Raw genomic sequence first — 14,441 nt, forward strand, 5'->3', positions numbered from 1 at the left:
TTACTCCTGTAAGCGTTCTTCAATGATGCCGCCGCCAAGGCACACGTCGTCCAGATAAAAAACGGCGGATTGGCCCGGCGTCACGGCTGCAACGGGCTCATCAAAACGTACGGTAATGCGATCGTCGCCAAGTGGCGTGACGGTGCAGGGGATGTCCGCCTGACGGTAACGGGTTTTCACCGTACAGCGTAATTCAGCGGTGAGCGGTTGACGGTCAACCCAATGCAACTGTTGTGCGATTAAGCCGTAGGACATCAGGCGAGGGTGTTCGTGGCCCTGCGCGACATACAGAATATTGTTGGCGACATCTTTATCCACCACGTACCAGGGATCTTCACCGCCATCTTTGACGCCGCCAATGCCCAGCCCTTTACGCTGCCCCAGCGTGTGGTACATCAGCCCTTGATGTTGTCCCATCGGTTTGTTGTCATCGACGGACAGAATCGGACCCGGCTGTGCGGGCAGGTAGCGTGCCAGAAAATCAGTAAATTTGCGCTCGCCGATAAAGCAGATACCGGTAGAGTCTTTCTTCTTCGCGGTTGCCAGCTCGAGCTCTTCGGCGATCTTGCGCACCTGCGGTTTTTCCAGTTCGCCGACGGGGAACAGACTTTGTGCGATCTGCTCGTGGCTCAGCGTATAAAGAAAATAGCTCTGGTCTTTGTTGCCGTCCATGCCGCGCAGCAAACGGCTTTTGCCGTCAACGTCGTGACGGCGGACATAGTGGCCTGTCGCGATATAGTCTGCGCCGAGATCCTCGGCGGCGAATTCCAGAAAGGCTTTGAATTTGATTTCTTTATTGCACAGGATATCGGGGTTGGGAGTTCGGCCCGCTTTGTATTCTTCAAGGAAGAGTTCAAAAACGTTGTCCCAATATTCCGCGGCAAAGTTGACGGTATGTAGTTCGATACCCAGCTTGTCACAAACGGCTTGCGCATCGGCAAGGTCGGTGGCTGCCGAGCAATATTCCGTGTCGTCGTCCTCTTCCCAATTCTTCATGAACAGGCCTTCAACATGATAGCCCTGTTGCTGTAACAGGTAGGCGGAAACGGAGGAATCGACACCGCCGGACATACCGACAATCACTTTTTTCTGGCTGTTATCTGACATGGAAGTCTCACGAACTGAAATTTACTGACGCATTGATGCGAAAAACAAGCGGCATATTTTAGCATGTTGAACCGAGGGCTGCATCGCTATTCCTGCCGTACGGTGACTCGTTCGCACAGGGCAGGAACAGCAGGATGCTTAGAAAGTCCAGTTGAACGCGCCCAGTACAGTTAACGGATAGCGTTCTGGCTGCTGATAGCAGCGAATACTTTCAGCCACCAGCGGCGAACGAAGCTGGCGAGAATGCAGAATTTCCTCGGCGGTCAGCCAGCGGCAGCATTCGATATCACTGTCATGCGGCTGGGTTGCGACCCGCTCAGGCAGATCGAGTGCGAAGCAAAAGCGTAAAAATGGCGTGCTGTCGGGCGCGATCCATTGGTGCAGGCGTAAGAAACTCTGCGGCGTGGCCTGAATGCCGGTTTCTTCCCACAGCTCACGGCTTGCCGCCTGAATCAGCGTTTCGTCCGCTTCCAGATGGCCTGCTGGCTGGTTCCACAATAATTTATCGTTAATCAACTCTTCGACGACCAGAAAATGGTTTTCGGCCTGTACCACACAGGCCACTGTCACATGGGGCTTAAACATCCGCTATCTCCTTCCATTCTCCGGGTAACAGGTTTTCTACCGTCTGATTGGCCATGCCGTACCGAATCAGACGCAACGTAGGATAACCGATATTCGCCGTCATACGACGGACTTGCCGATTACGACCTTCATACAGCGTTATTTTTAGCCAGCAGTCAGGGATGCTTTTACGTTCACGTATTGGCGGATTACGTGGCCACAGCCAGTCGGGTTCCGGTACGATCTCCGCACCGGCAGGCAGCGTTTTGCCATCATTCAGATCCAGACCCGTACGAAAGCGCGTCAGTGCGGTATCGTCAGGTATACCTTCGACCTGAACATAGTAGATTTTGGCCGTTTTTTGCGTTGGCTGGGTCAGTCGGGCTTGAAGTTTGCCGTCATTAGTGAGAATCATCAGACCTTCGCTGTCGCGATCCAGACGACCGGCGGCATAAATACCGCTAACCGGAATGTAGTCTTTTAGCGTGCGGCGTCCGGCTTCATCAGTGAATTGCGGCAGGACATCGAAGGGTTTATTGAACAAAACGATGCGGCGCGGCGCATTGTCAGGTTGCCTTTTTCTTGCCGGCTGTGAGCTGAATCGTTTAACTTTGTGATTTTTAACAGGGAATTTATTCATCATCTTTATAGTCGCGGAAAACAAAAGCATTATACTCGAAATGGTTTGCGATTGGCGCGGGCTAAATATTCAAGTAGTATTGACACGCATCTTACAAGTCATTAACAAAATTGCGCTCGAAGGAGAGGTTAATGGAAAGCAAAGTAGTTGTACCGACAGAAGGTCAGAAAATCACGGTTGATGCTCAAGGCAAACTGGTTGTTCCAAACAATCCGGTTATTCCTTTTATCGAAGGTGACGGCATTGGTATCGATGTAACGCCTGCCATGATCAACGTCGTTGACGCCGCCGTGAAGAAAGCCTATCAGGGCAAGCGCGCGATTTCCTGGATGGAAATCTATACCGGTGAAAAATCCACGCAGGTTTACGGTAAAGATGTCTGGCTGCCAGACGAAACGCTGGATTTGATCCGTGAATACCGTGTAGCGATTAAGGGCCCGCTGACAACGCCAGTCGGCGGTGGTATTCGTTCTCTGAACGTTGCACTGCGCCAACAACTGGATCTGTATGTTTGCCTGCGTCCGGTACGCTACTACGAAGGTACACCTAGCCCGGTTAAACACCCTGAGCTGACCGATATGGTGATCTTCCGTGAAAACGCCGAAGACATTTATGCTGGTATCGAGTGGAAAGCGGGTTCTGCTGAAGCAGACAAAGTGATCAAATTCCTGCGTGAAGAAATGGGCGTTAACAAAATCCGTTTCCCTGAACAGTGTGGTATCGGCGTGAAGCCGTGTTCCGAAGAAGGGACCAAACGTCTGGTTCGCGCCGCAATCGAATACGCGATCACCAACGACCGTGATTCTGTGACGCTGGTGCACAAAGGCAACATCATGAAATTCACCGAAGGCGCGTTCAAAGACTGGGGATACCAGTTGGCGCGTGAAGAATTCGGCGGTGAGCTGATCGATGGCGGCCCGTGGGTGAAAATCAAGAACCCGAACACCGGTAAAGAGATCGTAGTAAAAGACGTAATCGCCGATGCGTTCCTGCAACAAATTCTGCTGCGTCCTGCTGAATACGATGTGATTGCTTGTATGAACCTGAACGGTGACTACATTTCTGATGCCCTGGCGGCACAGGTTGGCGGTATCGGTATCGCCCCTGGCGCGAACATTGGTGACGAATGTGCACTGTTTGAAGCCACGCACGGTACGGCACCGAAATATGCGGGTCAGGATAAAGTGAACCCAGGTTCTGTGATTCTGTCTGCTGAAATGATGCTGCGTCACCTGCAATGGTTCGAAGCGGCTGACCTGATTGTTAAGGGCGTTGAAGGCGCGATCAAGAACAAGACCGTGACTTACGATTTCGAACGTCTGATGGAAGGCGCGAAGCTACGGAAATGTAGTGAGTTTGCACAGGACATTATCGATAATATGTAATCTTACTGTTATCACATTGATCGGCGGGGGCGCTTTGCTCTCGCTGATTTTTAACATCGAAAAAAGCATTCAGTAAAATCTCAGTAAAATTCCTCAGTAAAATAGAGTAAAAAATCACCACATTTATGGTGGGCGCTATCCTGCTTTAATCTGAATTGTTACCCAATCTTTACCGCGATCGTCGTTATAGCTATCTGTCTGCTGCTGTGATTTATGGCCCAGAAGCATTCGGGTAAAGTTCAATTTCTCTGTTCTGGTCGATTCCGTTACGAAACTCAATGCCCTTCTTGCACAGGGAGCTGGTACTTTACTCACTGATGAAATCAGTTGGCGTGATGTCATTACAAAATATTCTGTGAACAATCTTTCACAAGATATGCTGAATGATCCCAGTGAAACTATGTTCGTCTTAGGTGACGTGTATAAAGAGCAGGCTCTGGAGTATTACGGTTATCTCCGCAGTGAATTGTTAAAAAGCAAAGAGCTAATCAGTAACGCTGAAAAGTCCCTGATCATTGCGATTGAAAGTAGAAAGAACGCTGAACAGGATAAAAAAAGGCAGATCAGAAGCTTAAGGATGAGCAAGAGACAAAGCGTAAAGGTGTGAGAGAAACTGGACATAAGTATTATCCAAACCCAGATACGAGTGAGATTAAAGGATTAGGGGAGTTGAAGGAAGGTCGGGCTAAAACGCCTAAACAAGGTGGTGGCGGTAAGAGAGCTCGATGGATTGGAGAAAAAGGTCGTAAAATCTACGAGTGGGACTCGCAGCATGGAGAACTCGAAGGTTATCGTGCAAGTGGATGGCCAACATTTGGGTGCTTTCGATCCAAAAACAGGTGAACAATTGAAACCGGCTGACCCAAAACGTAATATAAAAAAATATCTTTAACGGAGGATTTTATGGGATTAAAACTGCGAGTAAATTGGTTTGATAAAACAACCGATGATTTTATTGGCAAAGAATATTCTAATGATTTTGGTGATGACGATAAGATCATTGAAGCGTTTGATTTGCCGCTGGATGATACCATGAATAATGGGTTCTTTGATGTCACCCCTGATTGGGCTCTAATTATCCAGCCTCATATTGCGCATAAGATCGATCTGAAAAAGTTCGATTATCAGGTGGCATTTGATTATCGTGACGAATGGTGAACGCTGTAATAAACATTACCTTGCGTTAAGGAATAATACGCGCTAAATTCGCGAAGATAGAGACTGTAATTGAAATTGTGTAATTGTGTAATTGCCATCCCATTAAAGGTGATCGTTCAGGCGGTCACCGAACTCGATAATAAAACGGCTCATTGCCAGCCGCCAGTTCTGGATCGGCATACTCCACTTTTTCGACGCCGACTGTATCGCCAGATAAACCACCTTGCGTTTCTTTATCGCCTGCCGTATCACACTATTCAGCTATTCTATGGCATTCGTCGTGTAGATGGCCTTGCGGATATCCGGTGGGTAGCCGAAGAAGGTATTGAGGTTTTCCCAGTGCGCACGCCAGCTTTTGCTGATTTGCGGGTATTTCTCATCCCAGACTCCGCCAAACTTATCCAGCGCCATCAGTGCCGCTTCCTCTGTCGGGGCTTGATACACCGCTTTCAGCCCACTGGTGACCCCTTTGTAGTCCTTCCATGAGACATACTTCAGGCTGTTGCGCACCATGTGGATGAGGCATAGCTGGATATGCGTCTGCGGGGAGACGCTGTTTATCGCGTCCGGGAAGCCTTTCAGACCGTCCACGCAGGCAACATCAGTTGCGGTTCGAAGGTATTTTCGCGGTCACGTGGCGTGCTGAGTTCAATCTCACCGTCGTCGCATAACACGGTTTTGGTCGAGTAGCCGTTTCGGGTATTAGAGCCTGATTTAGGGGCATGTCTCTCATGACCGAGATGGTCAGTGAGTTCGGCATTGAGCGCGGTTTCGACGGTAAGCTTGGTCAGCATACGTGAAAACTGGTTGAGGTCAGCTTCGGTTTTAAGGCCTTTAGCCAGTTCAGCCGCGAGGGCTTTGAGTTTCTTTTCGTCCATCATTTGCCTGTCTCCGTTGTTGGAGTGAACATATCAAAAACAGGCAATTACACAATTTAAATTACAGTCTCGTTTGATTATATTGAGGTATTTTACAATCGCCGTCGCAAGCACTCAACGCTGGGTTATCAAACGCCGGTGCATTATGAAATGGCGGCGTAATTAGGTGGGAATAATTTCGGGGACAGATCACTTCGGGAGGAATAAGCCAAAGTCCACGATCTAAATCGAATTGTTCTGGTGTGGCAAGACGTAATTCACCCGTGCGAACTCCGGTAAGAAATAATAAACGAATACCAAGTTGTGTATTTTCATGGCCTGAGTATTTACGCAATTTACATAAGAATGAGGGTAACTCTGACATATGTAAGAATGGATTGTGAATCTCTGGCGGCTTTGGTAGAGCAACTTCCTTCAGATCGGTGGCAGGATTAACATCAAGACCATCTATTTTCACCACAGCGTAACGAAATAATTGCCCAAGCCAACTGCGTGCTTTTTCTGCTGTTGTAAATGCTCTGCGTTGTTCAATCTTAGATAAGATTTTTAATAGATCTATACGGCGTATATCATAAATTGGCATTTTGCCAATTTGGGGCAAGATATCATTATTAAATGTTCGCTGAATTTGGGAAAGGGTGCCTTTTTTATCTTCTTTTAGTTCTAAAGACCTATATTCAGCCCATTTTTTGAACACGGATTCAAAATCATTTTCGACAGCTAGTTGGATAGCATAGCGTTTTTGTTTACGAGCGGTTTGAGGGTTTATTCCTTCGTCTAACAAAGCTCTCGTTTCATCCCGCAGGTTTCTAGCTTCTTGTAGTGACACTTTGGGATAGGTGCCAAGAGATAGGCGCTTTTGTTTACCTAGCCAGTAATAGCGGAAATGCCAAGATTTCCCACCGCTTGGTGAGACCGAAAGCGAAAGACCATTATCATCTGGGAGTGTGTAGGCTTTGCCAATTGCTTTTGCTTGGCGAACAGCTATAGCAGAAAGTACCATTATCATCGCTCCTGATTAGCATCAGAGCTGGATTTTGGTTCTCGGTGGTATTGCTTAACAGTAACAATCTGGAATCGAAGTCACCCGCATTCAAATGGACTTAAACATGTACTTAAAGTCATCGGATTTGAGTGGAGTTCGATGGATTTTACTGGAATAGAAAAAGATGAATTTCTTCTTCTTTTCAGCGTGTTATAGACATCAATATACGTCTATAGAATATGAATTGGTACGACCGAGTGGACTCGAACCACCGACCCCCACCATGTCAAGGTGGTGCTCTAACCAACTGAGCTACGGTCGTACAATATATAACATTTTGATAAAAAATACTTTTCTTCATTCCAGCGTTTGGAATGAGCGCTATTATGGCGGGCTCAGACGTTGGTGGCAAGTGCTTTGTTCATCATCCTCTTTCAAGTGTTGAATGTTTAGCCGGATTTGCACCATGAGGTTAAATACTCAACTAGGACTGCTGTGATTCGTCAGGCAGTGGTGAAATATTCATCGCACTATTCTGTTTTGTTACAACGATAATCATGACCACGTAGTTCCTTACGGCGTATGTCTATATTGTGGTGCTGGGTTTATAGCATTGCGGTGCGCAATGAATTTGAGGAAGTCAAAGCCGTAGGGAATTTATAGCCAGTAGTAATGACGATGATGGGATACTCAAAACGATAAAGTTGCCACTTTCATTAGGAGGAATCGACAGCCGCTGGGATTACCATTGTATTATCGGGCAATAATCACATCCAGGTTTTTTTCGCTTAGCACGTTTTGGTTAGCAAGGGCGATTTCGTCATCGGTTACTAGCGTAGCGATCTCATCACATCCAGCAACGCGGTAGCGCGCCAGAGTGGAGATCTTATTGGCCGCCATAGCAACGATCACTTCGCTGCTGCGGGTCACCAGACATTTTTTGAATTCGGCATCGTCATATTCAAAAACGGTGAGACCTTCATTGGCATCAAAGGCGCAGCCTCCCAGCAGGCATTGATCAAAATACATCTTCTCTAGCTGTCTGAGCGTATCGATGCCAACCGCGCCGCCAACCTCTTTTTGGATTCGTCCGCCAAGAAAAATAACTTCTACATCCTGATGCTGCATTAGCTCCGTCGCGATAATGGGTGAATTACATACGGCGGTAAACTTAAGGCCCTGCGGGAGCAGCTTCGCTACTGCCAGATTGGTGGTGCCCGTGTCAAAGAAGACGCAGCCGTTAGGCTTTATCAGCGGGATAACAGCCTGAGCGATGCGATTTTTCTGAACAGAATCGACAGTCGTTCGATGGGCAAAATCGGTGGCCTCTGGCGGCATGATAACTGCCCCACCGTAGACACGTTTGCAGGCACCGGATTGCGCTAGTTCCTTTAGGTCGCGCCGAATTGTGTGTTCGGATACGTTTAATTCGCGCGAGAGTTGGGCACAGACGACTTTACCTGCCTCACTGAGGAGTTGCCTTATTTTAGATTGCCGTTGTTCGGGAAAGTCGGTGTAATCGAACATAAATGTCCTTTGTTAATCAAAATCATTCACCACCAGCCGCCAGATAGCAGGCTTCACTTTTTTCAGTGCCGTATACCGCATGGATCCGAACCATGTTAATTCGCCCTTTTTGGCAACACAACCCTCTACCGTGTTGCTCTGGAATGTGTAGGTCATGGTGTGAAATTTACGCGTTGCTATACTGATAGCACCGATACAGAGCGAAAAACATCGGTGTTTCATGCCATTACCGGGCTTACCGCCCTCTATGTCATCTGGCGTCCACGTGGCGGAATGGCCGTCGTAGCGATGAGGTTATCGGTGAGATTATTAATACAGATAGGAAAAATGTGCAATTAAGCCGCTTTTCATCAGCTTAAACTATCGCAGAAGTTAGCATATACAATTATAAATTATAGGGAGACTCTGGCACTGTCTTGCATCAAGAAGAGGGAATAGGTGAAGGCTCCGTAAAGCTATCGGAGGATGACTCTGCCTTCTTACGCAGCGATTAAGGCAATGCAACATACTGGGAGATAATGATGGACGAGAATAAAACGAAACCAGCCGGCAAGTGTCCGGTTATGCACAGCGGAAATACTTCTACTGGCTCCTCAAACACGGACTGGTGGCCAAATGCCCTCAATCTCGACCTTCTTCATCAGCATGATACCAAGAGCAATCCGTTAGGCAGCGATTTCAGTTACCGCGATGCCCTCAAAACCCTTGATGTCGATGCACTCAAGAAAGACCTGCATGCACTGATGACTGATAGCCAGGAGTGGTGGCCAGCGGACTGGGGTCACTACGGCGGCCTGATGATTCGTATGGCCTGGCATTCTGCGGGCACTTACCGTACAGCCGACGGTCGCGGCGGCGGCGGAACCGGCAGCCAGCGTTTTGCCCCTCTCAACTCCTGGCCGGATAACGTCAGCCTTGATAAAGCGCGTCGTTTACTGTGGCCAATCAAGAAAAAATACGGCAATAAACTCAGTTGGGCGGACCTGATTATTCTGGCGGGTAATATCGCGTACGAATCCATGGGGCTGAAAACATTCGGCTTCGCTTTTGGGCGTGAAGATATCTGGCACCCGGAAAAAGACATCTACTGGGGGTCCGAAAAAGAGTGGCTGGCGAAGAGCACCGGGCGCTACGCCAGCGACGATCGTACCACGCTGGAAAACCCGCTTGCTGCTGTACAGATGGGGCTGATTTACGTTAACCCGGAAGGTGTCGATGGCAATCCCGATCCGCTGCGTACCGCGCAGGATATGCGCGTAACGTTCGCCCGTATGGCGATGAATGATGAAGAAACTGTTGCCCTGACAGCGGGTGGGCACACGGTAGGTAAAACCCACGGTAATGGCGATGCCAGCCTGCTGGGGGCGGCACCGGAAGGTACGGATGTGGCAGAACAAGGCTTTGGTTGGAGTAACCCGACTGGAACGGGCAAAGGGCGCTACACCGTCACTAGTGGGCTGGAAGGTGCCTGGACAACGCATCCGACGAAGTGGGATAACGGCTTCTTCCAGATGTTGTTGAATCACGAATGGGAACTGAAAAAGAGCCCGGCGGGCGCATGGCAGTGGGAACCTGTCAGCATTAAAGAAGAAGACAAACCGGTGGATGTTGAAGACCCGTCTATCCGTTACAACCCGATGATGACCGATGCCGACATGGCGCTGAAAGTTGACCCAGAATATCGCAAGATTTCCGAGCGTTTCTATCAGGATCAGGCTTATTTCTCCGAGGTGTTTGCCCGTGCGTGGTTCAAACTGACGCACCGCGATATGGGGCCGAAAGCGCGTTACGTTGGTCCAGATGTGCCGCAGGAAGATTTACTGTGGCAGGATCCGGTTCCGGCAGGGCGTACCGACTATGATGTCGATGTGGTCAAGGCTCGCATTGCGGAAAGTAGCCTGTCCATTCGCGAATTGGTGACAACCGCCTGGGATAGCGCCCGCACGTTCCGTGGCTCTGATATGCGTGGCGGTGCCAACGGTGCGCGTATTCGTCTTGCTCCGCAGAAAGACTGGGTAGGGAACGAACCGGAGCGTCTGGCGCGTGTATTAGTCGTGCTGGAAAGCATTGCGGCCGTAACCGGGGCCAGCGTGGCCGATACCATTGTGCTGGCCGGTAATGTGGGGATTGAGAAAGCAGCGAAAGCCGCAGGTGTGAATATCACTGTGCCGTTTGCGCCGGGGCGTGGTGACACCACCGATGCCCTGACCGATGCGGAGTCTTTCGATGTTCTCGAACCGATCCACGATGGCTACCGCAACTGGTTGAAGAACGATTATGCCGTGAGCCCAGAAGAGTTGATGCTCGATCGCACCCAATTGATGGGGTTAACGGCGAATGAGATGACGGTGTTGGTTGGTGGATTGCGCGTACTAGGCACTAACTATGGTGGCACGAAGCACGGTGTATTCACCGATCGTGAGGGAGCGCTGACGAATGATTTCTTCGTCAACCTGACCGATATGAAATACACGTGGAAGCCCTACCGTAAAGACCTGTATGAAATCCGCGATCGTAAAACGGATGAAGTCAAATGGACGGCGACGCGTCTGGATCTGGTCTTTGGTTCCAACTCCATTCTGCGTTCCTACGCCGAGGTTTACGCACAGGACGACAATAAAGAGAAGTTTGTGAATGACTTTGTTGCCGCCTGGGTGAAAGTGATGAACGCGGATCGCTTCGATCTGACAGAATAGATAGTGTGGATACCAATGGGACGAAGTCGGTGTCGCTGGGAAAGCATTGGTGTAGTTTTAACAGAAATTCAACGGATTAACGAGGTAATTGGAGCTATTGTGAAAGTAGAGTGGTGCGTTCAATTGGACTCGAACCAACGACCCCCACCATGTCAAGGTGGTGCTCTAACCAACTGAGCTATGAACGCATTGAGATGCCGCGCTGCCTGTCTGACAGCGCGGCGGATAATAGCGAGCAAGGAGAAAGCTGGCAAGAGGAAAAATGCAATTTTGTGCTATTGCCAGTGCGATTGCTGTGCTTGTGTCCATTGTGTCGTTTTTTTCGACGATACCCGTCATACTTCAAGCTGCTTGTGCGTTGGCTGCCCTTACTCACCCCAGGAGCTTACTTGTGTAAGCTCCTGGGGATTCGCTCGATTGCCGCGTTACAAGGCTCATAAATGGGCCTTGCCCTAAAGGGCCAACGCTTTGCGTTGTTCAAAACGCTAACGTTTTGTCACGCAACTTGAATTATTTAGGGTAGAAGACAGGATAAACGTTATCTAACGAGCGGCGCGCCCTAAAATCTGTGCGGCAGGCTGGCGTTGAAGAAAACGAATCCGCGTTACCATCATCACGGCTGCTGCCGTCAGGCCAATGATGAAACCACACCAGAAGCCCGCAGGCCCCATGCGCGGTACGACGATATCCGTCAAGGCCAGCAGGTAGCCGCTTGGCAGACCCAGCACCCAATACGCTGTGAGCGTAATATAGAAAATCGACCGGGTATCTTTATAGCCGCGTAATACGCCACTGCCGATAGCCTGAACGGCATCGGAGATTTGATAAACGGCCGCCAACAGCATGAGCTGAGACGCCATTGCCACCACCAGTGGATCCTGATTGTAGAGCAGCGCAATAGGCTCACGCAGCAGCGTGGTGAAAATGGCCGTACAGCTGGCTAGCGCCACGCCGGCCATGATGCCAGTATGCGCGGCAATGCGGGCGTTATCGACCGAACCTTCCCCTAACCGATGTCCGACGCGAATGGTGGTGGCGACGCCAACCGACAGCGGAAGGACGAACATCAGCGAACTGAAATTCAGCGCGATCTGGTGACCGGCCACATCCACGACGCCCAGCGGTAACACCAACAGCGCCACTACGGCAAACAGCGTGACCTCGAAAAGCAGCGCCAACGCGATAGGTAAACCGAGACCAAAGAGGCGCTTGAGTACGGCAACGTCTGGGCGGAATGCCGGACGATGCCGCCGGATATCGCGTAGCCAAGAGGCGCGTCGGGTGTAGGCCATCATCAACAGCATCATGATCCAGTAAACCGATGCGGTAGCGACGCCGCAGCCTACACCGCCCAGTTCGGGCATGCCAAATTTACCGTGGATAAAGACATAGTTGATCGGGATATTGATTAGCAACCCGATGAATCCAATCATCATGCCGGGGTAGGTTTTGGATAGCCCTTCGCACTGGCAGCGCAAAACCTGATAGAACAGATAGCCAGGTACGCCCCACAGCAGCGCATGCAGGTAGCCAATGGCTTTCGCCGCCAGTTCCGGCGAATCGTCGCTCATCAGGTTAATGGCATATTCCCCTTGATACAGCACCAGCATCGTAAAGACAGAAATAATAGCGGCCAGGAAAAAAGCTTGTCGCACCTGATGCGAGATGCGATCGCGTCGGCCAGAACCGTTAAGCTGTGCGACAACGGGCGTCAGCGCCAACAGCAGACCGTGACCAAAAAGAATGGCAGGTAGCCAGATTGACGTTCCTACAGCAACGGCGGCCATATCGGTGGCGCTATAAGCGCCAGCCATGACGGTGTCAACGACACCCATCGACGTTTGGGACACTTGCGCAATAATGACAGGAACAGCAAGCGCTGATAATTTACGCGCTTCTGTCAGATACTGTTGCACGGATACCTTCCTTGAATGACTTAATTTTGCTAGCGGGGTGAATACTCTGGATATGAAAAACGTCAAGAATAAAACGAGAACGTTATTGTAACGATTTAATAAAAGTAAACCAGCTCGAAAGAGAATATATTCTTTTTGTTACGCAGCGGTTTCGATAACGTCTGACGTACCGTATTCCGGTTTGGTTTTCCGTGGAATATCGGGCACACTGCACAAAGTCATTTCTTTGTTTTTAAGAGGCAAACCGCATGTTTACCGGTATTGTTCAGGGCACTGCGTCGGTGGTGTCGATTGAAGAAAAATCTAACTTTCGCATCCACGTTGTCCAACTCCCGCCCGACCTGTTGCCAGGGCTTGTGCCCGGTGCTTCGGTGGCGCACAACGGTTGCTGTCTGACGGTAACCGCTATTGACGGCGATCGTGTCAGTTTTGATCTCATGAAGGAAACGCTGCGATTAACGAATCTGGGCGATATTCATGAAGGCGATGTCGTGAATATTGAGCGTGCCGCAAAATTCGGTGACGAGATCGGTGGACACGTCATGTCGGGTCACATCATGTGTACGGCGGAAGTGGTGAAGATTCAGGTTTCAGAGAATAACCATCAGATTTGGTTCCGTCTGGCAGATGAAGCGCTGATGAAATATGTGCTGCATAAAGGTTTCGTCGGGATTGATGGTATCAGCCTGACGGTAGGGGAAGTGACTCGCGGGCGCTTCTGCGTGTATTTAATTCCCGAAACGTTGAACCGTACTACGCTGGGGCAGAAACGTCTGGGGCATCGCATCAATATTGAAATCGATCCGCAGACACAGGCCGTAGTGGATACGGTTGAGCGCGTGTTGGCCAGCAAGCAGGCAAGCGACCTAAGCAAAGAAGAGTAATTTCTGCGTTATCTGTTCTTGTAAACCGGACGAACAGCCTCGTCCGGTTTTTTCTTTTCTGTCAGCGTGGAACGCGTAATCCTCCGTCGACCCCATCCAGACTGAACACCACTTGCCAGAGCTGGAGGGTTCTTGATCGGAAGGCTCCGGCACAAAGGTTAAGGTAGTAGCTGAACATCCGGCGGGAACGGACAGGGAGCACGTCTACGGGATTGCGGATTCATGATACGGGAGAGGGCGACCCGTGTGAGATCGTGCAGACGGCGGGGCAGTTTCGCCTCCAACCTCGCGAGCAGGACACGATGGGAAAAGATATCCAGTCGTTCACATTCCCACCACCCGTCCATGTAGCTTTCTCCCAGTCCCAGCGATCCTTCACGCAGAACACGCTTAAAAAAGCCGGGATGGGTTACGCGGATGTCAAAAGAACGGGGCCGTTGATGGTGATATCTGCTACATCCAACATGTTCTGCACGATGTGGAACCAGGGCGCGCATTCTTCTGTATAAGGTAACCCCATCATGTCTCCTTAACTTTTTACGTGTAAAAGTATCGTAAAACATACCTGGGCAGCACTTATCGCAGCCGACGTATCGGCTGTCACCAGAGAAAATGAAACGCGGTATTAAATTTAGAACCACTTCAGCCAGCATACAAGAAAATTGGCTGAAGCAGAGAGGAGAACTGGCTGGAATAAAAAA

Annotated in this window: 9 protein-coding genes, 2 tRNA genes and 6 pseudogenes; 6 read left to right on the plus strand and 11 right to left on the minus strand. The window is 49.8% G+C overall.

The features are described 5' to 3' along the window. The 3 genes from mnmA to rluE form a co-directional block, all read right to left on the minus strand. Window positions 1-1,107 (minus strand): tRNA 2-thiouridine(34) synthase MnmA, encoded by a 1,107-nt coding sequence (gene mnmA, locus O1Q74_RS09020; RefSeq protein WP_010275749.1) that lies wholly within the window; start codon window positions 1,105-1,107, stop codon window positions 1-3. Between the two features lie 138 nt (window positions 1,108-1,245). Then, window positions 1,246-1,692 (minus strand): NUDIX hydrolase, encoded by a 447-nt coding sequence (locus O1Q74_RS09025; RefSeq protein WP_271878053.1) that lies wholly within the window; start codon window positions 1,690-1,692, stop codon window positions 1,246-1,248. Further along, window positions 1,685-2,311 (minus strand): 23S rRNA pseudouridine(2457) synthase RluE, encoded by a 627-nt coding sequence (gene rluE, locus O1Q74_RS09030; protein ID WP_271878856.1) that lies wholly within the window; start codon window positions 2,309-2,311, stop codon window positions 1,685-1,687. The genes O1Q74_RS09025 and rluE overlap by 8 nt, the downstream gene beginning before the upstream one ends. 131 nt (window positions 2,312-2,442) lie before the next feature. Here rluE and icd point away from each other — a divergent pair, with 131 nt between their 5' ends. Then, complete coding sequence (gene icd / locus O1Q74_RS09035; RefSeq protein WP_271878056.1) at window positions 2,443-3,696, plus strand: NADP-dependent isocitrate dehydrogenase; 1,254 nt, start codon at window positions 2,443-2,445, stop codon at window positions 3,694-3,696. 135 nt (window positions 3,697-3,831) lie between these two features. Here the strand turns inward: icd and O1Q74_RS09040 are convergent. Beyond that, window positions 3,832-3,930, minus strand: a pseudogene (locus tag O1Q74_RS09040) (hypothetical protein); the annotation flags it as partial. Window positions 3,931-4,186: 256 nt separating this feature from the next. Between O1Q74_RS09040 and O1Q74_RS09045 the strand changes: the two are divergent. Together O1Q74_RS09045 and O1Q74_RS09050 are read left to right on the plus strand one after the other, a co-directional pair. Then, a pseudogene (locus O1Q74_RS09045) lies at window positions 4,187-4,588 on the plus strand (colicin E3/pyocin S6 family cytotoxin); the annotation flags it as partial. Window positions 4,589-4,599: 11 nt separating this feature from the next. Continuing rightward, the gene (locus tag O1Q74_RS09050; protein WP_271878058.1) at window positions 4,600-4,854 is read left to right on the plus strand and encodes a colicin E3-like toxin immunity protein; all 255 of its coding nucleotides are present in this window, start codon (window positions 4,600-4,602) and stop codon (window positions 4,852-4,854) included. A gap of 102 nt (window positions 4,855-4,956) precedes the next feature. On the opposite strand, the pseudogene O1Q74_RS09055 reads toward O1Q74_RS09050, so the two are convergent. Next, window positions 4,957-5,732: pseudogene (locus tag O1Q74_RS09055) on the minus strand (transposase). 72 nt (window positions 5,733-5,804) lie between these two features. Between O1Q74_RS09055 and O1Q74_RS09060 the strand changes: the two are divergent. Then, window positions 5,805-5,894, plus strand: a pseudogene (locus tag O1Q74_RS09060) (IS3 family transposase); the annotation flags it as partial. A 310-nt stretch (window positions 5,895-6,204) separates the two neighbouring features. Here the strand turns inward: O1Q74_RS09060 and O1Q74_RS09065 are convergent. The 3 genes and pseudogenes from O1Q74_RS09065 to O1Q74_RS09075 all read right to left on the minus strand — a co-directional run. Beyond that, window positions 6,205-6,741, minus strand: a pseudogene (locus O1Q74_RS09065) (tyrosine-type recombinase/integrase); the annotation flags it as partial. Window positions 6,742-6,962: 221 nt separating this feature from the next. Continuing rightward, a tRNA-Val gene (locus O1Q74_RS09070) sits at window positions 6,963-7,039 on the minus strand. 431 nt (window positions 7,040-7,470) lie between these two features. Then, on the minus strand, window positions 7,471-8,244 hold the full coding sequence (locus O1Q74_RS09075) for a DeoR/GlpR family DNA-binding transcription regulator (protein ID WP_271878061.1): 774 nt from the start codon (window positions 8,242-8,244) through the stop codon (window positions 7,471-7,473). Between the two features lie 521 nt (window positions 8,245-8,765). Here O1Q74_RS09075 and katG point away from each other — a divergent pair. Further along, the gene (gene katG / locus O1Q74_RS09080; protein ID WP_271878064.1) at window positions 8,766-10,940 is read left to right on the plus strand and encodes a catalase/peroxidase HPI; all 2,175 of its coding nucleotides are present in this window, start codon (window positions 8,766-8,768) and stop codon (window positions 10,938-10,940) included. Window positions 10,941-11,051: 111 nt separating this feature from the next. On the opposite strand, the gene O1Q74_RS09085 is transcribed toward katG, so the two are convergent. Continuing rightward, window positions 11,052-11,128 (minus strand) — tRNA-Val (locus O1Q74_RS09085). Between the two features lie 354 nt (window positions 11,129-11,482). After that, complete coding sequence (locus O1Q74_RS09090) at window positions 11,483-12,856, minus strand: MATE family efflux transporter (protein ID WP_271878067.1); 1,374 nt, start codon at window positions 12,854-12,856, stop codon at window positions 11,483-11,485. Between the two features lie 248 nt (window positions 12,857-13,104). Here O1Q74_RS09090 and O1Q74_RS09095 point away from each other — a divergent pair, with 248 nt between their 5' ends. Beyond that, on the plus strand, window positions 13,105-13,740 hold the full coding sequence (locus tag O1Q74_RS09095; protein ID WP_271878070.1) for a riboflavin synthase subunit alpha: 636 nt from the start codon (window positions 13,105-13,107) through the stop codon (window positions 13,738-13,740). 197 nt (window positions 13,741-13,937) lie between these two features. Here the strand turns inward: O1Q74_RS09095 and O1Q74_RS09100 are convergent. Beyond that, window positions 13,938-14,260: pseudogene (locus O1Q74_RS09100) on the minus strand (cyclopropane-fatty-acyl-phospholipid synthase); the annotation flags it as partial. Window positions 14,261-14,441 lie beyond the last annotated feature (181 nt).

It is taken from the genome of Pectobacterium sp. A5351, from assembly GCF_028335745.1.
In the GTDB taxonomy this organism is placed as follows: Bacteria; Pseudomonadota; Gammaproteobacteria; order Enterobacterales; family Enterobacteriaceae; genus Pectobacterium.